Below are 21,191 nucleotides of genomic sequence, written 5' to 3' on the forward strand. Positions count from 1 at the left end.
TTAATTACTGAAATTAAACGTACTCGTTGCAACGCTTAACTATTAATGATAAGTATCCGTTTCAATAATAAACCGCGGGCGCCGCTTAACTTCGGAAAAAATCTTACCAATATATTCACCAATCGTACTCAGACAGATTAACTGGATACCGCCAATTACCCAAATTGAAATCATTAATGACGACCAACCAGCGACGACGTGTCCCATCATTTGTTGGATCAATGAATAAACAAGCAATCCTATCCCAATGATCACAATCATAATACCTAAGTTCATGATCAAACGAATTGGAACGGTGGAGAATGAGGTAATTCCATCAAAAGCAAAGCTTAACATTTTTCGTAACGGATATTTAGAGGTTCCTGCTTGTCGTGGCTGACGCGCATATTCCACTTCCGCACTGGGAAAGCCCACTAACGGGACCATCCCGCGTAGAAACACATTTCGCTCAGGCATGGATAGCAATGCCTGAACCGCTCGCTTTGACATCAGACGAAAATCAGCAGAGTTGGGGATCATTTCTACCCCTAACGCATGCATAACCTGATAAAATTGTCCCGCACTCCACCGCTTAAACCATGTATCTGTTGTTCGTGAACTTCGAACACCGTAAACAATGTCGGCGTTTTCACTTTTAGATACCATCTCAATAATGGCGTGGGGATCATCCTGTAAATCAGCATCAATGGTCACCATCAGATCTGCATCTTGACTGGCAGTTGTTAAACCAGCAAGTAAGGCCCCTTGATGGCCAAAATTACGACTCAGCTTGACTCCCGTCACCAACGGCTGCTGATGATGCTCTGCGTCAATCATTGGCCAGGTAGCATCTTTACTACCATCGTCTACGAATAATAATCGACTCGTGTCATTGACCATCCTATTAACCATTAAATCATTTAAAATCGTTTCTAACACCTGAAATGTTTTTGATAACACAGGTTCTTCGTTGTAACAAGGAACAACAATAACAAGCTTAGGTGTCCTTTTTTCGCTTAGTTCCAGTACTTGTTCTGCCATCTTTAAACTACCTTAGTTTTCATAACTCGTTATGTAAGTAACAACAAGATTAATAATATCACGCTAGCAGATTTGACAGAACCTTAAAAGACAATTTTACATAGTAAACGTCATGCAATTCGTCATTACTAATTAACCGGGCCCAACAAAAATCGAGTCTCAGAAAAAAACAGAATCTAAACTGCACTTCAAATCTAAATAGCCAAAACGCGGGACCATGGGTCTTCTTGTGCGATAAACTCTTCATAATTGTCAGATGAATTATATTATTGCATCTGACAACCACAGAGAGCTTATCGCAGACTGACCCGAGTCCCGCGCTCAACTAAAATTGATTATTTTTGAAACATATCCTCAGTCGAAATGAACTAATGTGTATGCTTCGATTTAAAGGCTACACTAGCTTGTTGCCGATTCATCCACGGTTCTAGACGCCAGTAAACTAACCAGAATGACAAACCAATGATGACACCCTTAATCAAATTGAATGGTACGACGACACTAGTGATCAATGCCATGATATTCGTTGATTGTGGCAATCCGCCAGCTTGGATATAAATCGGAAACATAATCCAACCGTTGAACATTGCCATAACCACGGTCAAGGACACCGTTGCTAACACAATGCCAATCACCACCCGCCATGACTTTTTTAACGAGTGTACGTGCAACATGCCATACAGTGGTAACACATAAGCTAAACTAGCCACAAATGCAATTGAATCGCCAATCACATATAGCGGATTCATCCCCCGGACGAACATGTGAATCAGGACGGCAATCAACGAAATCAACGCCCCATCGCGGGCGCCAAATAAGATTGATCCCAGCATGATCACCAGTAAACTCAAGTCAAGTTGCATATACGGTGCAGCAGGTAAGATTGGAAACTGTAAGAACATCAAAATGGCAGATAACGCACCAAGAATCGCCACGCTAATCGACCGCCGTAAACGAGTACTTCCCATGAAAAAGGCCTCCTGAAAATAAATGAGTTTTGGCCATTTTCAGAGCGTCATAAACAAAAAATCTGCCCACATTTCACTTCAGAAACGCAGACAGAATAGCCCAGTGCACGCACTGCGCCTAATCTTCTTTATACCAGACTTTACTGTCGGTTTCGGAATTACACCGAATCTATCCCAAATGGGAGTCGCGGACTTTTACCGCCGGTCAGGAATTTCACCTCGCCCTGAAGACTAACCATATTAAATTACTCGCTAAGTATATCACATACTTACTAAATGTAAACCCTCTCCAAATGAAAGCGTTTTATTAATAGCCTCATGCATTAAAAATTGTGACAAAACAGTGCTCGTAAATTACGTGAATTAGAGTTGCCAAAAATCCAGATGAACCTCTATACTCAACACTGAAACTTTCTTCACATAATTTAAACAAATTCAGGACAAACTATGCAAACTCATACTTTTCAACAACGTGTCGACCAAATTTTAGCTGGTAGCGCAGCATTATTAGCCATCGCGATCGTCATTTTAAATAGCTCACAATTACCAGATAGCTTTCATCAAAAAATGTTTTTGGGTCGTCCACTAATCCTTCTACTAACCCTAACGATTTTTTTAACACTGATCGTCGTTAGCCGTTGGATGACCAATTTGAACGTTCGTCAGCGTCGCTGGATTTTGGGCACTATCATCAGTGCTTCTCTCTTAATTCAACTGTGGTCAGCTTTTACCATCTTTGGTGATAACATTTACGACGGGATGGATATTCGCATTCAGGCAATCAATATGCTCCACGGGAGTCGAACCTGGATCGCTTATTTCCATAACTTAGCAGAAAATAATGTTCCGGTGACCATTCTTCAGTTCATCATTTTCAAAATTGCCCACTTATTCCATATCAACCAATGGGTATTCATTAATTTAGTCATGTTTGCGTGGGCTGACTTAGGCTTTTTAGCATTATACAAAGTCGTTAAGCACTACGCTTCATCAACGATTGCCACACTTACGCTACTGATCAGTGCTGGTTACTTCCCGTTCTATGCTTTTGCTTTATTTTATTATACAGATGGTCTGGCTTACGTCTTTCCGTTATTGGCCATCTGGTTATCGATTCGACTATTACAAGCCAAAACACCGCGATCAATTAGTTTAAACGCGATCAGCCTGGGAATTTTATTAGCGGCTGGCTTTTGGATCAAAGGCAACAACATTGTCACCGTAATCGCCATCATCTGGATTTTAATGACTGCCAAGCGCCCACTTCGCACTAAAATAACCCTGTCATTAACTATTTTAATTTGTGCTGGTTTAGCGTATTCAACCACTCCGACTCTGAAACAACATTTTGGTTATACTCAACCATCAACTAAAAAGATGCCGGTATTAACCTGGACTATGATGGGACTAAATTCAGCCACTAAAGGTGCTACAAATCAACAAGATACGCATCTCATTCAAGCTCAGCCAACCTATACAAAAAAACAGAAATTAGTGAATACAATCATTCGTCAGCGTCTGACTAAAATGGGGCCAGTTGGCTTGGCTAAACAATTCATTTTCAAAACCAATCTGATGTGGGGGTACGGCCCCTTGGATGCCACTGATTTATTTCAACAAGTCCAGCATTATGACGCTTGGTATAGCTATTTATTTGGTAGTCAAAAGCGTCTGCTAAACACTTGGCTAGCAGCCTTGTATTCGGTCATGTGGCTAGGTTTCGTGGTGGAATGTTGGCGATTAATCACACAGCGCAAGCCATTTACGTTATTCACCCGCTTCAGCTTGCTAATGTTTTTAGGTATTTATACTTTTCACATATTTTTTTGGGAAGTCGAAGCTCGCTACAGTTTAATCGTATTACCACTAATCATTGGCTTGGCAGCGGCTGGGTTGACTGATATCGCCACAGAACCGGTGATTACGCTCACGCCCAAACGTCAATCCCAGTTACGCTGGACCGTGTTAGGTGTCTTGACTATTTGTGCCTTCTTAGGATTAAAAACGAGTTGGTCGTTTACGCGACCCGCCGCGCTTAATCAGCCTGTCGTTCAGCAGGAAAAAGGCTATGGTACTTTGGTCATTCATCCCGGCCAAACAGTCACCCAAGTAATTAATTTGCCTGCATCAGCAAATGCATTGCGCATTCAAAGCACCAATCAAATCATTAATAAACCCGCTTCATTAAAGATCCTTTTTAAAAGCCATACCGGTCTTCAAAGATTAACATGGTCGGCCAAAGATCACGCTTGGCAAAAACTGCACCATTTCTCTTCTGGAAAACAAACCCTTGTCATTAACAATCCGACAGGTTCGACACGAAAACTGACGGTCTTAAAATCTGGTCAATACCGATCTTTACCACAAGTTAGATCGCTCAAACCTGCTACACAACAAGTTTCTCTACAATTTAGTTTTGTTAAAATTATTAACCGGCCAATCATTCATAAAGTCACTCTATTACTACTAGTAGCGTCACTTTACGCCTGGTCTATACTAATTTGTCTGAGATATCGATTTCCTGATTATATTCTATAAAAAAGTGTTAAAATTACTTTGATATCAGTTCGGGTTACAATTAGTTTTTAATCCATACTTTATCTAGGTCTAGTCGGCGTTGAGATGAAATGGAAAGGTGAGCTCTTTGGACTTAAAGTTACTTCAACAATACGAATATAACTTACTCAATCTCGTCATTAAGATTTGTGATGAAGAGCACATTAACTACTGGTTAACTGGTGGTTCAATGGTGGGCGCGGTTAAATATGCTGGCATCGTTCCTTGGGATGATGATCTTGACATCGGCATGCTGAGATCTGATCTAGAACAGTTCATTCAAGCTGTGCAGGAGCGGTTTGGTCAGGACTCACGTTATGAAATCTTGAGTGATATGACCCATGCGGATTATGGCATCACTTGGTGCAAGCTCATTGATAAACAAACGCAGATTGAAGAGGACTATCCTTTTTCATCGCGGACCGTATTCCTCGATATCGTGCCATATGATGCCGTGCCCAATTCAGTGATTGGGCGAACCTTGAAAAAAATCAGCTTTCATTTATTAGACCGTCTGGTTCATTCTCGCTATATCAACCTTTATATCGATAATCGTTTAGGCAAGCTTTTGTATGGTTTACTAACAACCGTCCTTTCTGTGATTCCAACCCGCACCTTAAAAGCAATGCGTCATTATGTCATGACCAGTTCTCATTCATCTAAGACCCGCGTTTATGGTAACTATGCTTCTTGGTTTGATTGGGGTCACGAATGGGCAACGGCTGATGAACTGGCGGCGTTTAAATCCGTCCCCTTTGGTGATGGTCAAGCCCGTATTCCAGTTGGTGCCGACAGCATCTTAAAACGAATGTATGGTGATATTACACAAGACCCAGCGGCTGCCGATCAACATCCCGATCATGTAAAGTCCTTTCACGTGCTCAACCACATTTCATCCACTGAAATCGTGGTTCAACCAGCTGTCATCCACCATGAACTATCAAGTGTGAAGGAGTAAGATTTAATCGTCTTAACAAGTTGATGCGTGTTCTAAAAAATTATCTTTATAATGTGACCTATCAATTATTGGTCCTTATCATTCCACTGGTGACCATCCCTTACTTGGCTCGCCATCTCGGCCCAACCGGCGTCGGAATCAATGCTTATACAAGTTCTATTATGAGTTACTTCGCATTACTGGGTTCGCTAGGAATTAGCCTGTATGGCACCCGGGAAATTGCGATGGTGCGGGACAACGCCACAAAGCGTTCACAATTATTTTGGGAAATAGAAGGCATTCAATTCGTCATTTCAATGGCGGCGTTGCTTGCCTTCTATGTTTTTGTGTGGTTTCAACCGCAATACCAAAGCTACTTCTTGTTGCAATCAATTACCCTTATCGGTAGTGCAGTAGATATCTCCTGGTTCTTCATGGGGTTAGAAGACTTTCGAAAAACCGTTGTGCGTGACGCCTTTGTCCGAATTATTTCATTGATCGTAATCTTTACGTGGGTTAAACAACCCCAGGATCTGTGGATTTACATCTTGGTTTTAGCCTTGAGCGGTTTATTGGGCAACCTATCACTATGGCCTTATCTACACGACTTACTAACCCATGTACCCCATCAACGCCTCCAAATTTGGCGTCATTTGCGGCCTTCATTAATCCTCTTCGTCCCTACTGCCTCCATGCAACTGTACATTTTAATGAATAAAACCTTCTTAAAACACATGGTCTCCGTACAAGCTTCCGGCTTTATGGATTATTCTGACCGGATCATTAACATTGCTTTGATTGTCGTCACTTCACTATCGGCTGTCGTCCTCCCACATATCTCCAATCTTTTTGCCCAACACGATTTAAATGCTGTGCATCGCAGCTTGTATCGCTCCTTCCAGTATGTCTCAGCAATTGCGATCCCGATCGCCTTCGGACTATACGCGGTCGCCAGTCCAATCGTTAACTGGCTGCTAACACCGCGCTTTGGCTTAACCGGCATTTTATTGATGATTCAGGCACCTTGTATTGTCCTAATCGCGTGGAATAATGCGATTGGAAAACAATATCTCATTCCGGTCAATCGGGTACGAGATTACACACTAGCTGTTTCATTTGGGGCCTTACTGAATGTCTTTTTAAACCTCGGTTTCATCCATTGGTTTGGCGTTTACGGCGCAGCATATGCAACTGTGGGAACTGAAGTGTTTGTAACCGGTGTGGAGCTTTTACTCGTTCGTCATCAGTTAAAATTCACACTACTGTTTCATAACCTGTGGAAATTCTTAGTGGCGGCAGCCGTAATGAATGTCATTGTCATCATTTGCCAGCACCATCTACCGGCAACACTCCCGTACTTTGTGCTGGAGATTAGCATTGGCGCGCTTGTTTATGGACTTGGTTTGCTTGCCCTTCGCACTGACAGCGTTACCCAAGTCTTATCTCACCTACGTTCACATTAATCATCTCAATCTAAATGATCGCCACTTTCCTCCAAACCGGTTACAATGTCAGCAATTAAGAAAAGCTGACTGGGAGGTGAGCAATTTATGTCCGATCAAGCGTCATTAAGTAGCTTATACAACCTCATTTTAACGTCCGGAACACGCGACTTTGAACGTCAACAATTGGTGGTCGCGAAAAATGCGATTGAGCAAGGTCAATCAGCTAAACAGGCTCTCGCTAATTTAGAAGTTACCCTCCGACCATTAGCCGTTCGCAATAATTTATCACCAGATGTCACTGATTTCTATCAGCAACTCGTGGAACCCACACGTCCCGTCGCAACGTTTGATTTATCCGCGCATCAAGCCGACGATCTTCCCTACCAGCAACGAGCTATTTTTGCTGGTGGTTGTTTTTGGTGCATGGTCTCGCCATTTGATCAACGACCTGGCATTATTTCGGTCGTCTCTGGTTATACCGGCGGTCATGTTAATCACCCGACCTATGAGCAAGTGATGAGCCAAACAACAGGGCATGTTGAAGCGGTAGAAATCATCTTTGATACCCGCCAAATCACATACGCCCAGTTGGTCGACATTTACTGGCAACTCATCGATCCAACTGATGCCGAAGGGCAAGTCAATGACCGCGGGATCAGCTATCGACCAATTATTTTCGTGCAAAATGACCAGCAACGCGCCATTGCTGAGGCTAGCAAACAGCGTGTCATCGACAGTGGCCGGTACCATCACCCAATCGTCGTGGAAATTCAGCCTGCGCAAACGTTCTGGCCGGCGGAAAACTTTCATCAAGACTTCTATCGAAAGCAACCTCAGCGTTACCGTGCCATCGAACGGGAACGAAAGCGTTTTTTGGCCTTTCAACGGCTTCAAAACAAAACGTATCGACTAACGCATCGGGTGTGAACCGGACCAAATGAATCTAAGCAACAATCAAAAAAGAGTGTGACATAACGCCGAATTGAGAGCGAGCGCTAGCGAAAAAATGAGCATCTTCCATACTTTGGAAGGTGCTCACTTTATTGCTAGGTATAGCTTTCAGACGTTTGTCGCACGTTTTGACCATGGAGACATGGTGCACAAAAACAACAAATCGCAACGCCTTTTATAAGTTATGTCCCAAACCCTTTTAAGTCCAGTAAACTCTCGACCTTATTCACCTAATTCATCAATTATTCTGGCCTCAATACTAGCAGCGTTATAATTGGTGAGCCCTGGGTGATAGGGTCAGATAGACTAGTTGAGCAAGCCGATAACTCAGCTGAACAATCGATCTCGTAGCTGGCTTAACGGAATCCAGACGGTTGCAGGGACGTGTCCCGTAAGTTCCTTGCCGGCTTCCCAAACATCAAGAAATATCTGGTCCACGTTCAATCATGATAATGGATTTGGTTTCATTTAGTCGCCGCAATCGGGATCGCAAACGACGACCCACCGGCAACCCTACTAATGACGATCACTTTCATTTTCCGTATCCCGTGCCTAAGTTACCTTAAATGTACTGGTAATAAAAGCGAATTAAACAAACAAAATTAAGCCCTTATTGGTGAATTTGGTTTTGGATTTTTGCCAAGGCCTGATACTGATCCATCATCCATGCTTCATAGGTTTTTCCTTTTGGTAATGTTTCGGTTACGTTCAGTACTGGTACCTGGTTTTTCTTAGCTAGTGCCACCATCGCGCTGACGGTTTTATCACTGGCCTGACTATTATTCACAAAGAAGGCAATTTTGTGCTGCTTAATGTCAGTTTCCATCGAACGAATCTCTTTCGGTGAAGGATCGGTCCCATTCTCAACGGCCAGTTCAAACTTGTGGTTATTGCGTTGATAGCCGAGGGCGTCCAATGCATAATCAAACACCGGTTCACTGACATCCACCTTTTGACCATTGCTCTTGGCTTTCAATTGATCAATTTCGGTTTGCAAAGGTTGTAAGGACTTAATGTAATGTTGCGCGTTACGTTGATAATCTTTTTTATATTTAGGCGCAATCTTGCCAAACTTATCGGCCAAATAATTAGCTAATTTCGGCATTGTTTCTGGTTGGTACCACACGTGCTCATTGTCGCCAACGCGTTTGTTCAAGACATTTTCACCAACTTTAACGACGGTTTGCTTGCCATTTCCATTACTTTTAGCCAACTTAGTCATCCAATTGTCATAACCGATCCCATTGGCTAAGACCACATTGGCTTTCGACACCGTTTGACCATCCTTGGTCGTCGGCTCGAAATTATGAGGATCCACGCTAGGACTATTAATAATCGAGTTGACAGTCCCGTGGTCGCCTAAGACTGCCTGTGCAACTTGCCCATAAAAATCTACACTAGCGGCGACATGAATCGGCTTGGAACTCGTCGTGTCTGTGACTGCTTTTTTAGTTCCACACGCTGTCATCACAACCGCTGCAATGGCTGCTAATAATGTTAAACCAATGATTCGTCCGAAATGCTTCACATTAGTGCCTTCTTTCTTTTGCCCAAACAGTAACGATTACGTTTTAGACTATACCGAACTCTCATCCGTCTAGCAAGAAAAAAAGAAACGTTAATGAGAAATTTTGAGTAACTTAATAAACATGCGTCTTGTATAAATCAAACTGTCTAAAAAAAACAGTGACCTTGAACTTGGGTCACTGTTTTATCAATGCAAAATTCAATTGGTTAATTCGATCATGACGTCCATTTCATCGTTGGTAACATTTCCAGCATAATTCGGTGTCGCCAAAGAAATGCCGCCTTGCTTATTTTTAAAAGCGTATAAAGAACCCGCAGATGACAATGTATCCGCAGTAGTTGCATTAAATTGCAATTCACTATTTACCTTAACCGACCGAATCGCATTCGTGCTAGCGGAAAAGACGCGAATTGTTTTTGTTGGGATCTCCACATAGGTAGCACCAAAGCTGCCGCCACCGGCCCCAACAATCGTAATCGTGCCCGCCCCAGAGTCGTCATTAAATGACAAATTCACTGATCGTGGCACATTAACGCCATGAAAATCCCAGGTACGAATCGCATTCAACTCTTCCGTCGATACAGAATATGGACCAGCTGTCACACTTTCAGTTGAAGATGGACTGCTCGACTCAGCAGTTGATGATTCAGATGAAGCCGAGTTCTTTTGACTGGTAACCGAACTAGCAGATGTTGAGCGACGTTGTGACGTTGCCGGTGCACTTGTTTTCGATGAATTGCCCTCACGGCCTAAAAAAACCCCGATCAAGATTCCAGCCACGACTAAGACAATTGCGAGTGAAACCCATATCCAGGTACGTCGTTGATTCTGTTGTTGACTTCGCATCATTCATTACCTCATTAAATTAAGATCATCTTCATTAACTATCATACTAAACCAGTAACTGTTTGATAAGCGCTAGTTAATGCAACAACTCAGTCTGATATTGAACGCCAAAAAGCGGCCGCTATTTCCAAAAAAATTTGGGAAATAACGACCGCTTAAAGGTGCTCACTTACTTAAATCACTTCGACTTTTGACCAAACAACAGACGTATTAATGCCGACTGCCGCTTACTCTGGTTGATCGACGATTCTGTTTGCGACGTGGTTTGCCTAGCAGAATGAACGCAAAGCCACTAAACATGAAGCTAGCACCCAGTAATGCCCAGTTAATTTGCTGACGCGCTGCCGTTTTCGGCAAGTTGGTCAGCTGTGACACATCACTTTGCTCCTGATTAGTCGAACCTATTTGATCCACTTCATGGCCTGTTGAAACCGTGCTAGACCCATTCTGACCAGGTGTTGTGCTACCACCGTTGCCGAATTGATTAGACCCGACTGGCTCATTTGGATCAACAGGCTTACTTGGTCCTACTGGTTGACCACCATCGCCAGGATCAATTGGCTCACTGTTTTTAACGTATTGAACATTAACTACTCCAGGTTGATCAGGAACGTTCACCGTCTGGCTGACTAGTGTGTAACCAGGAATGGACGGTAATGTTGATAAATCAATGCTTTGTCCTGGTATGCCATGCCCGCTAACTGAGGACGCTCCATCAATTGGACGACGATTTTCATCGACGGGTTGCAACGTGTAATTAAGTTCGTAATAGTACGTAACATCTACATTTTCCAGTCCAAACGTACCGCTGGCATTAGCTGGCGTTGAAACTAATGTATAGCCTGGAATATCTAACGGCGTTATTTGATAAGCGCTGTCAAATGGACCACTGACCGTTTGGCTTGGTAAAATCGCTGTTTTACTGCCGTTGAGCCAGTAATTAACCTGTAGCTGTTCGGTATTTGGTGTATAAATCGCAACAACCTGACCCGGCTGATCCGGAACCACCGGTGTCTGGGTCAACGTGTAACCTGATAACGTCGGCAAACCGGTAATGGCTTCCCCTGGCGTCCCGGTTCCCGAGATTGACCCAACCGGCAAAGCAGTGCCATCTGGGGTTTGCGCAACGACCGTGTAATCAACGGTGTAGTAGTAGTTAACGTCCGTTGGCTCACCAGCATACAGTCCTGTCGCATTACTTGGCGTAGCGACCAGCGTATATCCCGCAATCGCTTTGGCCTTGGTCGTATAAGCTAACCCAACGCCACTCGTTTGCGTCTCACTGTCCGCTAGCTGCTGAGTTGTGCCAACCAAATAGTAATGAGCCGTAACCGACGCATTCTGGCGATACTGCAAGGTCACCGTCTGACCAGTCATATTCGTCACCACGTAACGCGTTGGTTGACCTGGCATCAACGTGTACCCGGCGATCGTTGGTGCTGTGATTGTCAGCGTACTTCCGACCTGACCAGTCAGTGTCTGACGTTGATCCGGAGCAATCGAGTTGCCATCTTGATCGACATAGTTCACTGTGACCGCGGCCAAGATCGTCAACGAGCCGCTGTTAGTTATCCGCACATCGTAGTTTGGATTATCGCCCATTGCCACCGTTAGTTGATATTGACCCGGATTTTCACCGGCTACTCGACTAACCGTGTAATTCAACTGATCCTGACCGATTAGACCAGTCACAGTCGCCGTCAATTGCGGATCATGGTTACCTTCCACTTTGGTAGCTGAATCGGTCGTTAAGGTTGCTAACGCCTTATTGACGACATAGTGCCCCTTAACTTGGGCTGGATTGATCTGGCTAAAGTCATAGTTAGCATTAGCTTCCGCCAGCTTATCTAATCCAGCTTGCGTCAAGGTGACGTTGTATGTGCCAGCATTGGTCAAACGGTCGTCGGCGCCAGACACTAGATAATCAGTGCCTTGGGTTAATTCCGGTACCGTCAGACCAGTTGGTAAGGTAATCGTGGCGGCGTTGGTAATTGATTGTCCATTGTAAGTCTTCGAGCCACCTTGCAAGGTCACGTCAGCCTGGGTTAGTGCTGCTTGAGTGATCGTCACCGTACCTGTTTCATAAGTGAAGTTATAATTCTGATTCACTGCATTATCGCTGGCAGTTGGCGTGAAGGCATATTGACCAACATTAGGACCCACCGGATCTAATGCACCATATTGAATGGTTTCGCCATTGACCGCACCAGTTACGGTAGCCGTTGGTGTTACAGTATTGCCATCGTAAACATGGGTGACATCGTTACCGGCGATCGTTGCATTGGCCTTGTTAATCGTATATTGGCCACCAGCCACCGTAATTTCGTAATTCTGGTTAACGGCATCTTCACCTACCGTTGGTACACAGTCATACGTTCCCGCATTTGGCCCAACTGAGGCAATCGTGTAAACGAGTTGCTCACCAGCCACCACCCCAGTGACCATGGCCGTTGGTTGGCCAACCCCACCATCATAAGTTTTACTATCCGTAATGCCAGTGATGGTGGCATGGGCTTTGCTAACGGTATACGTGTCAGTTACTTTGGCTGGGTCAATGCCGCTAAAGTCGTAATTCGTGTTGGCAGCAGCTAGTTTGTTTAAGCCGGCTTGTGTCAACGTGACTTTGTAAGTACCGGCATTGGTCAAACGGTCGTCAGCACCCGACACTAGATAATCAATACCTTGTGTTAATTCAGGCGCCGTCAAACCAGCTGGTAAGGTTCCTGTAGCCGCATTATTAATGCTTTGACCATCATAAATCTTAGCGCCAGCTTTTAAGGCAACCTCAGCTTGGGGTAGCGGCGCTTGGGTGATCGTTACCTTCCCTGCTTCATAGGTAAAGTTATAATTCTGATTCACCGCATTATCGCTGGCAGTTGGGGTGAAGGCATATTGACCAACATTAGGACCAACTGGATCTAGCGCATTATACCGAATTGTCTCACCATTGACCGCACCAGTTACCGTCGCCGTTGGTGTTACAGTATTGCCATCATAAACATGGGTGACATCGTTACCGGCGATCGTTGCATTGGCCTTGTTAATGACAGCAGTGGTCGTAACTTGGTTAGCAGTGATCTTACTAAAGTCATAATTACTGTTAGCCGCCATTAATTTGGCTAAGCCAGCGGCCGTTAATGTCACCGTATAGCTGCCTGCATTCGTCAAGTCTGGATCTAATCCAGTAACAGTATAATCAACGCCTTGCATTAGTTCAGGTGCGACTAAGCCAGATGGTAATTTGACACTGGCGGCTTTCGTGATTGTCTGTCCATCATAGGTCTTCGTACTACCTACTAGCGTGACAGCGGTCACTATGGCTGGCTGAATTACAATCGTCCCGGCAACAACCTTAATATCATAGTTAGCATTGACTGCATCATTAGTCGCTTGAGGGATAAAGTAATACGTTCCCACATCTGGACCGACTGCCTGAATAGGCGCATAGGTGATCGTTTCACCGTCGACTGCGCCAGTTACCGTAGCCATTGGTGTGACTTGCTGCCCGTTAAAGACACTGGTTTGACTATTACCAGTCAATGTCGCCGTTGCCTTATGAACAACATAGTTTGTTTTAACAAGTGCCGGATTAATTTGACTAAAGTCGTAGTTATCATTTACGGCAGCTAGTTTGTCTAAACCGGCTTGCGTCAATGTAATGGTGTACGAGCCGGCGTTTTTCAAATTAGCATCCAGCCCAGTCACATCATAGTCGGTACCTTGAATTAAAGTCGGTACTGTTAACCCCGTTGGCAATGTTACCGTAGCTGCATTGGTAATAGCCGCGGCATCATACGTCTTTTCGCCACCGGTTAAGCTAACATCTGCCTGCGTTAACGGAGCTGGCGTGATGGTTACCGTGCCTGGGTTATACACAAAGTTATAATTCTGATTCACCGCTACATCACTCGCAGTTGGGGCGAAGTTGTAATGACCTACATTCGGTCCAACGGCGGCAAGTGGATCATAGCTAAGTGTTTCACCATTGACCGCACCAGTTATCGTGGCGGTTGGCTGAACCGTGTTGCCATCGTAAACGTGGGTCACATTATCGCCCGTAATCGTAGCCGTAGCTTTATTGATCGTGTATTGAGCGCCAGTCACCGTAATATCATAGTTTTGGTTAACAGCTGCATCCTTGTCCGCTGTCGGCGTAAAGTCATACGTGCCCGCATTTGGTCCAACTTCGCCAATCGTGTAAACAAGTTTTTCACCATTGACCGCACCGGTTATCGTCGCGAGTGGTTGAGCAGTTTGCCCATCATAGGTTTTACTATCTGTAACACCGGCAATGGTGGCTGTGGCCTTATTGACAACATACTGAGCCGTCACTTGATTTGGTTCAACGTGGCTAAAGTCATAGTTGGTGTTTGCTTTCGCAAGTTTGTCTAATCCCGCTTGCGTCAGCGTAATGGTGTAATTACCTGCATTGATTAACTGTTCATCTGTACCGGTCACCAAATAATCAGTATTCTGTGTTAATTCGGGGACTGTCAAACCAGTTGGTAACACAACCGTGGTTGCATCGGTAATGGCTTGACCATCATAAGTCTTCGATCCACTGGTCAAATCAACATCAGTCTGTGTCAACGCCGCCTGCGTGATCGTTACTGTGCCTAATTTGTAGGTAAAGTTGTAATTCTTATTCACCGCAGTATCACTAGCAGTTGGGGTGAAGTTGTATTGACCTACATTTGGTCCAACCACAGTCAGTGGATCATAGGTGATCGTTTCCCCATTAACTGCGCCAGTCACTGTCGCAGTTGGCTGAACCGTATTGCCATCGTAAATGTGGGTCAGATTGTTACCAGTAATTGTCGCTTGAGCTTTATTGATAACATACTGCCCCGTCACATCGGTTGGTTCAACGTGACTAAAGTCGTAGTTATCATTAGCTGCTGCAAGTTTCTCTAGCCCTGCCTGTGTCAATACGACTTTGTACTTACCTGCATTGATTAAACTGTCGCTATCACCGGTCACTAGATAATCGATGCCTTGAGTTAATTCAGGCACCGTCAGACCGGTTGGTAAGGTAACCGTCGCGGCATTGATAATCGCGTTCCCATCGTAAACTTTACTGCCACCTTGTAGGGTGACATCAGTCACTGCGGCTGGTGTGATCTTGTAGGTTGTAGTCACCTCACTGGCGGTGATCCCCGTAAAGTCATAGTTAGGATTCTGTGCTTCTAGCTTTGCCAAACCTTCTTTTGTCAGCGTCACCGTGTATGATCCAACATTCGTCAGCTCGGAATCTGAACCACTAACGGTGTAATCCGTCCCTTGACTCAAGCCAGTCGTCACTAGTCCATTTGGCATGGTGGTCACTGCCGTGACGGCTGCCGTAATTGGCTGCCCATCGTAAACTTTACTGCCACCTTGCAGGGTGACATCAGTCACTGCGGCTGGTGTGATCTTGTAGGTTGTAGTCACCTCACTGGCGGTGATCCCCGTAAAGTCATAGTTAGGATTCTGTGCTTCTAACTTTGCCAAACCTTCTTTTGTCAGCGTCACCGTGTATGATCCAACATTCGTCAGCTCGGAATCTGAACCACTAACGGTGTAATCCGTCCCTTGACTCAAGCCAGTCGTCACTAGTCCATTTGGCATGGTGGTCACTGCCGTGACGGCTGCCGTAATTGGCTGCCCATCGTAAACTTTACTGCCACCTTGCAGGGTGACATCAGTCACTGCGGCTGGTGTGATCTTGTAGGTTGTAGTCACCTCACTGGCGGTGATCCCCGTAAAGTCATAGTTAGGATTCTGTGCTTCTAGCTTTGCCAAACCTTCTTTTGTCAGCGTCACCGTGTATGATCCAACATTCGTCAGCTCGGAATCTGAACCACTAACGGTGTAATCCGTCCCTTGACTCAAGCCAGTCGTCACTAGTCCATTTGGCATGGTGGTCACTGCCGTGACGGCTGCCGTAATTGGCTGCCCATCGTAAACTTTACTGCCACCTTGCAGGGTGACATCAGTCACTGCGGCTGGTGTGATCTTGTAGGTTGTAGTCACCTCACTGGCGGTGATCCCCGTAAAGTCATAGTTAGGATTCTGTGCTTCTAACTTTGCCAAACCTTCTTTTGTCAGCGTCACCGTGTATGATCCAACATTCGTCAGCTCGGAATCTGAACCACTAACGGTGTAATCCGTCCCTTGACTCAAGCCAGTCGTCACTAGTCCATTTGGCATGGTGGTCACTGCCGTGACGGCTGCCGTAATTGGCTGCCCATCGTAAACTTTACTGCCACCTTGCAGGGTGACATCAGTCACTGCGGCTGGTGTGATCTTGTAGGTTGTAGTCACCTCACTGGCGGTGATCCCCGTAAAGTCATAGTTAGGATTCTGTGCTTCTAACTTTGCCAAACCTTCTTTTGTCAGCGTCACCGTGTATAATCCAACATTCGTCAGCTCGGAATCTGAACCACTAACGGTGTAATCCGTCCCTTGACTCAAGCCAGTCGTCACTAGTCCATTTGGCATGGTGGTCACTGCCGTGACGGCTGCCGTAATTGGCTGCCCATCGTAAACTTTACTGCCACCTTGCAGGGTGACATCAGTCACTGCGGCTGGTGTGATCTTGTAGGTTGTAGTCACCTCACTGGCGGTGATCCCCGTAAAGTCATAGTTAGGATTCTGTGCTTCTAGCTTTGCCAAACCTTCTTTTGTCAGCGTCACCGTGTATGATCCAACATTCGTCAGCTCGGAATCTGAACCACTAACGGTGTAATCCGTCCCTTGACTCAAGCCAGTCGTCACTAGTCCATTTGGCATGGTGGTCACTGCCGTGACGGCTGCCGTAATTGGCTGCCCATCGTAAACTTTACTGCCACCTTGCAGGGTGACATCAGTCACTGCGGCTGGTGTGATCTTGTAGGTTGTAGTCACCTCACTGGCGGTGATCCCCGTAAAGTCATAGTTAGGATTCTGTGCTTCTAGCTTTGCCAAACCTTCTTTTGTCAGCGTCACCGTGTATGATCCAACATTCGTCAGCTCGGAATCTGAACCACTAACGGTGTAATCCGTCCCTTGACTCAAGCCAGTCGTCACTAGTCCATTTGGCATGGTGGTCACTGCCGTGACGGCTGCCGTAATTGGCTGCCCATCGTAAACTTTACTGCCACCTTGCAGGGTGACATCAGTCACTGCGGCTGGTGTGATCTTGTAGGTTGTAGTCACCTCACTGGCGGTGATCCCCGTAAAGTCATAGTTAGGATTCTGTGCTTCTAGCTTTGCCAAACCTTCTTTTGTCAGCGTCACCGTGTATGATCCAACATTCGTCAGCTCGGAATCTGAACCACTAACGGTGTAATCCGTCCCTTGACTCAAGCCAGTCGTCACTAGTCCATTTGGCATGGTGGTCACTGCCGTGACGGCTGCCGTAATTGGCTGCCCATCGTAAACTTTACTGCCACCTTGCAGGGTGACATCAGTCACTGCGGCTGGTGTGATCTTGTAGGTTGTAGTCACCTCACTGGCGGTGATCCCCGTAAAGTCATAGTTAGGATTCTGTGCTTCTAACTTTGCCAAACCTTCTTTTGTCAGCGTCACCGTGTATGATCCAACATTCGTCAGCTCGGAATCTGAACCACTAACGGTGTAATCCGTCCCTTGACTCAAGCCAGTCGTCACTAGTCCATTTGGCATGGTGGTCACTGCCGTGACGGCTGCCGTAATTGGCTGCCCATCGTAAACTTTACTGCCACCTTGCAGGGTGACATCAGTCACTGCGGCTGGTGTGATCTTGTAGGTTGTAGTCACCTCACTGGCGGTGATCCCCGTAAAGTCATAGTTAGGATTCTGTGCTTCTAACTTTGCCAAACCTTCTTTTGTCAGCGTCACCGTGTATAATCCAACATTCGTCAGCTCGGAATCTGAACCACTAACGGTGTAATCCGTCCCTTGACTCAAGCCAGTCGTCACTAGTCCATTTGGCATGGTGGTCACTGCCGTGACGGCTGCCGTAATTGGCTGCCCATCGTAAACTTTACTGCCACCTTGCAGGATAACATCAGTCACATTTAGCTTATACACGTAATTAATCGTAACAGCAGCAAACTGCATTCCTGCAGCCACTTTTGTAGCAGAAAAAGCTTGTAAAAATCCTGGCCAAGCTGCTAAAACTTGGGCATCAGTAGCTGGCTGAGAAAGTTCGGAAGTTGTAGTAACAAAATCCCGAATAGATTCAGGTGCAGACGGTGTTATGGTATCAACCAGAGAGACTATTGACTTATCCCAATCAATGGTGGTCCCGTCAAAACTCTTAATTTCAGATAAGGAAATTGTTTGACCATCAATCCAGGCCTGATTAATCGGTGTTGCCAACACATTTCCTAACGTATCCGTATACGTTTCACTAGTGGGTACCTGCCTGACATAGTAGAAACCAATGGTATTTGAACCTGCCCCATAATTACCAGAAATAGAGGCCGCACCCTTTGTCACTACGCCATTAGCATCAATGGTTCCGTATAGTTGATAATAGTTATGATATGGCAGACCGGCTACAAGATCGGTTACCTGCGCTGGAGCATTTGTCGTATAGGTGTCACCAAAAAAGCCGTCCAGAGGAGGAACTTCACCACTTTGATTTAGCAAATACGGCTTTGCTCCCGGTGTGCTTGAATCCGTCGTGTACTGTGTAGTCACGCTGCCGTCATCATTTTTAACATCATAACTATAGTAAGGATTGCCATTCGGATCTACTGCATAATAATTCACAGTAACAGTGGCCGGATCTTGTTTAAAAATAACTGTTACTGTTTGTGGCGTATTCAGCAAAGCCCCCGTCAAAGAGCCTTGAGTTGACGCAAAAGTATAACCCGTTGGTGGTGTCGTCACACTCGTGGGAATTACATAATTAACATCAGTGCCGTTTAACACGGTGCCATTTGGATAAGTTGCCTCCGTTGGGTATGAACTTGCATCTAGCCCCGTCATCGGTGTCAGAATTGGCTTACCATCGCTACCCAAAACTGGATTTCCATTAGCATCCAACTGCTCATAGGCATAATTAACAGCAACTTTGGCGGCATTCTCATAGACGGTAATCGTGTACGTACTGCCCGGAAAGCTGGAACCCGTCCCAGTCGTATCACCAGAGAAATATTCAGTATCAGAAAACGTCCCCGAATTGATCGTCATGCTGGCCTGATCATACTGTGTTGAACTTAGGCCCAATGAAGCTAAAGTATCAACTGCGTTTGTATTCGTTCCTGTCGATGGTGTAGCTCGTGAGTAGCTGCTGCCATCCAGACCCTGAACTGCTTTTGAAGTGATCTGTTTGCCAGTGGTACCATCAATCACATTGTATGTGTCAACGATTGTTGAGTGTTTATAAGAAAAGCTTCGGGCAATACCGGAGTATACAATTCCTTGTACATTCTGGTCGACAGCCCCGATTATACCGACCGTTGTCGCACTAACGGTCGGATAGAAACCACCTGACGTATAATTACTTGCCCCAGCAAACATAACCGTGTTCGTTATTAACTGATCATTAGTGTTTGCATTCATCTGCCAACTTACGGGCACGGCTGGATCAGTAGCTAATCCGGTTTGAATTGGAAAGTCAAACTCAACGGCTGTTATAGCACCAGCGGCATTAGCACCATCATTAGGACGTAAGTAATAGACTTCCCGCCCACTAACCGAATTTGGCAACTGATAGACGGTCATAGAAGCAATCGAATATTTTTCATTTTGCATCGTTGTAACCAGGTTATTAGCTGCCTGTTGGATCACAGATAATGAGGCCCCCATAACTGACGGCGGTAATACAACATAGACTCCGTATAGTTGCTGACTACCTGAGGGGTTATAAATGTGGTTCAAAGATAAGGTTGTGCTCTGATTATAGGTAACAGTAGCGCCATTCACATAAAAATTAGATAAAGAAGGCGCCCCAGTTAGCGTCGGTGCAGTCGGCTGATCAGCGGCTGACACAGCATCCGTCGCTAACAAACTAACTCGCTCGATTCCGTCAGCCACTGTATTCATGCGGACCGCTGTTGGTGCCATAGTTGGCAGTGCTATTTGGTCACTAGTCGTCGAACTAGCCGCTTGTGTCGTCGTCTGTGAAGCTACACTTAAATCAGGCGCCGTTGAAGTCGCCATTTTTTGATCACTAGCGGTCGCCTGGATGGTTGCCGATTGCTGCTGTGCTTCAGTACTCGTCGTGGAATCAGTCGTAACGGACTTCGCTTCACTATCAGTTGGTGAAGTCGTTGATGATGTGTCACCAGATGACTGTTGACTAGCAGGTGCTGAGGCAGCTGAGGCAACCCCTGAGGCACTGCTCGTCGTTAAGGAGATTTCTTGCATGGGGTTGCTCGTCGGACTGGCTGCTGCTTCAGCCGGCTGGCCGCTATCAGTGGCCGCATGGACAGTCGTCAGGTTGGCCGTAATGCCGACACCAAATAGCGTCACTAACGCAAATAGCCACTGCTTGCCCTTCTTATACATTTTGTAATGTTCCGATTGTGCTTGATTCTGCTTTCTCATATGCTCCTCCGAGGCCTAAGTTCGTCCAGTCATCCATTCAGCACAAAAAAGTTAACTGAAGAAATAAAACTATTTACTCGCTTAAGTTAAGGCTAAAAAAGAACGTTTAAATAAATGGTTATCTTATTTGTGACATCACTAATTGTAGCATTAATAGGTCAATAATTAAGGCATTATATTGATTCAAATTAATCATATTTAATAACTATTTCGTTACATTTTATTAACGTCATTAATGCTGTTAGTTGGGCTTATAAAACTCGGTTTAAAATAGACAACGCTAAAACAATTTATTGATTTATTATCATTAGTTCATTTAATAAACCTATTGCGTACAATTTATAACATTTTCGAATCTGTTACCACTAGGAGCACTTGTTAAACGCCTCTTCATAATTCTTATTGCATACTAGCCGATACAGCAACACGCTCAGTCGCTC

9 protein-coding genes and 1 riboswitch are annotated in these 21,191 nt (G+C 45.2%); of the genes, 4 read left to right on the plus strand and 5 right to left on the minus strand.

Translation table 11 applies throughout. The features are described 5' to 3' along the window. Positions 1–42: 42 nt before the first annotated feature. Entirely contained in the window at positions 43–1,020 is a 978-nt protein-coding gene (locus ACYQ0Y_RS04645) for a glycosyltransferase family 2 protein (protein WP_407884004.1), read from the minus strand. A 368-nt stretch (positions 1,021–1,388) separates the two neighbouring features. Then, entirely contained in the window at positions 1,389–1,988 is a 600-nt protein-coding gene (locus ACYQ0Y_RS04650; protein WP_407884006.1) for an ECF transporter S component, read from the minus strand. Between the two features lie 117 nt (positions 1,989–2,105). Continuing rightward, positions 2,106–2,224: riboswitch (FMN riboswitch) on the minus strand. 211 nt (positions 2,225–2,435) lie between these two features. Here ACYQ0Y_RS04650 and ACYQ0Y_RS04655 point away from each other — a divergent pair. From ACYQ0Y_RS04655 to msrA, 4 genes are all read left to right on the plus strand, one after another. Further along, positions 2,436–4,526 carry a glycosyltransferase family 39 protein gene (locus tag ACYQ0Y_RS04655; RefSeq protein ID WP_407884008.1) on the plus strand — a complete coding sequence of 697 codons (2,091 nt, stop codon included), beginning with the start codon at positions 2,436–2,438 and terminating at the stop codon, positions 4,524–4,526. Positions 4,527–4,632: 106 nt separating this feature from the next. Continuing rightward, positions 4,633–5,502 (plus strand): LicD family protein, encoded by an 870-nt coding sequence (locus ACYQ0Y_RS04660; RefSeq protein ID WP_407884010.1) that lies wholly within the window; start codon positions 4,633–4,635, stop codon positions 5,500–5,502. 23 nt (positions 5,503–5,525) lie between these two features. After that, positions 5,526–6,944: a flippase gene (locus ACYQ0Y_RS04665; protein WP_407884012.1), complete on the plus strand. Its 1,419-nt coding sequence runs from the start codon at positions 5,526–5,528 to the stop codon at positions 6,942–6,944. Between the two features lie 87 nt (positions 6,945–7,031). Then, positions 7,032–7,853 (plus strand): peptide-methionine (S)-S-oxide reductase MsrA, encoded by an 822-nt coding sequence (gene msrA / locus ACYQ0Y_RS04670; RefSeq protein WP_407884013.1) that lies wholly within the window; start codon positions 7,032–7,034, stop codon positions 7,851–7,853. 634 nt (positions 7,854–8,487) lie between these two features. Here msrA and ACYQ0Y_RS04675 read toward each other — a convergent pair. From ACYQ0Y_RS04675 to ACYQ0Y_RS04685, 3 genes are all read right to left on the minus strand, one after another. Further along, on the minus strand, positions 8,488–9,345 hold the full coding sequence (locus tag ACYQ0Y_RS04675; protein WP_407884029.1) for a metal ABC transporter solute-binding protein: 858 nt from the start codon (positions 9,343–9,345) through the stop codon (positions 8,488–8,490). Between the two features lie 258 nt (positions 9,346–9,603). Continuing rightward, entirely contained in the window at positions 9,604–10,254 is a 651-nt protein-coding gene (locus ACYQ0Y_RS04680) for a hypothetical protein (RefSeq protein ID WP_407884015.1), read from the minus strand. A 207-nt stretch (positions 10,255–10,461) separates the two neighbouring features. Continuing rightward, positions 10,462–20,751 (minus strand): MBG domain-containing protein, encoded by a 10,290-nt coding sequence (locus ACYQ0Y_RS04685; protein WP_459935457.1) that lies wholly within the window; start codon positions 20,749–20,751, stop codon positions 10,462–10,464. Positions 20,752–21,191 lie beyond the last annotated feature (440 nt).

The organism is Furfurilactobacillus curtus (assembly GCF_054657915.1).

What these genes read in the sequence shown, in the direction of transcription:
- msrA (WP_407884013.1), top strand. Translation starts at nt 7,032, where the DNA reads ATGTCCGATCAAGCGTCATTAAGTAGCTTATACAACCTCATTTTAACG.
- ACYQ0Y_RS04650 (WP_407884006.1), bottom strand. Translation starts at nt 1,988, where the DNA reads ATGGGAAGTACTCGTTTACGGCGGTCGATTAGCGTGGCGATTCTTGGT.
- ACYQ0Y_RS04675 (WP_407884029.1), bottom strand. Translation starts at nt 9,345, where the DNA reads ATGACAGCGTGTGGAACTAAAAAAGCAGTCACAGACACGACGAGTTCC.
- ACYQ0Y_RS04685 (WP_459935457.1), bottom strand. Translation starts at nt 20,751, where the DNA reads ATGAGAAAGCAGAATCAAGCACAATCGGAACATTACAAAATGTATAAG.
- ACYQ0Y_RS04655 (WP_407884008.1), top strand. Translation starts at nt 2,436, where the DNA reads ATGCAAACTCATACTTTTCAACAACGTGTCGACCAAATTTTAGCTGGT.
- ACYQ0Y_RS04680 (WP_407884015.1), bottom strand. Translation starts at nt 10,254, where the DNA reads ATGATGCGAAGTCAACAACAGAATCAACGACGTACCTGGATATGGGTT.
- ACYQ0Y_RS04665 (WP_407884012.1), top strand. Translation starts at nt 5,526, where the DNA reads ATGCGTGTTCTAAAAAATTATCTTTATAATGTGACCTATCAATTATTG.
- ACYQ0Y_RS04645 (WP_407884004.1), bottom strand. Translation starts at nt 1,020, where the DNA reads ATGGCAGAACAAGTACTGGAACTAAGCGAAAAAAGGACACCTAAGCTT.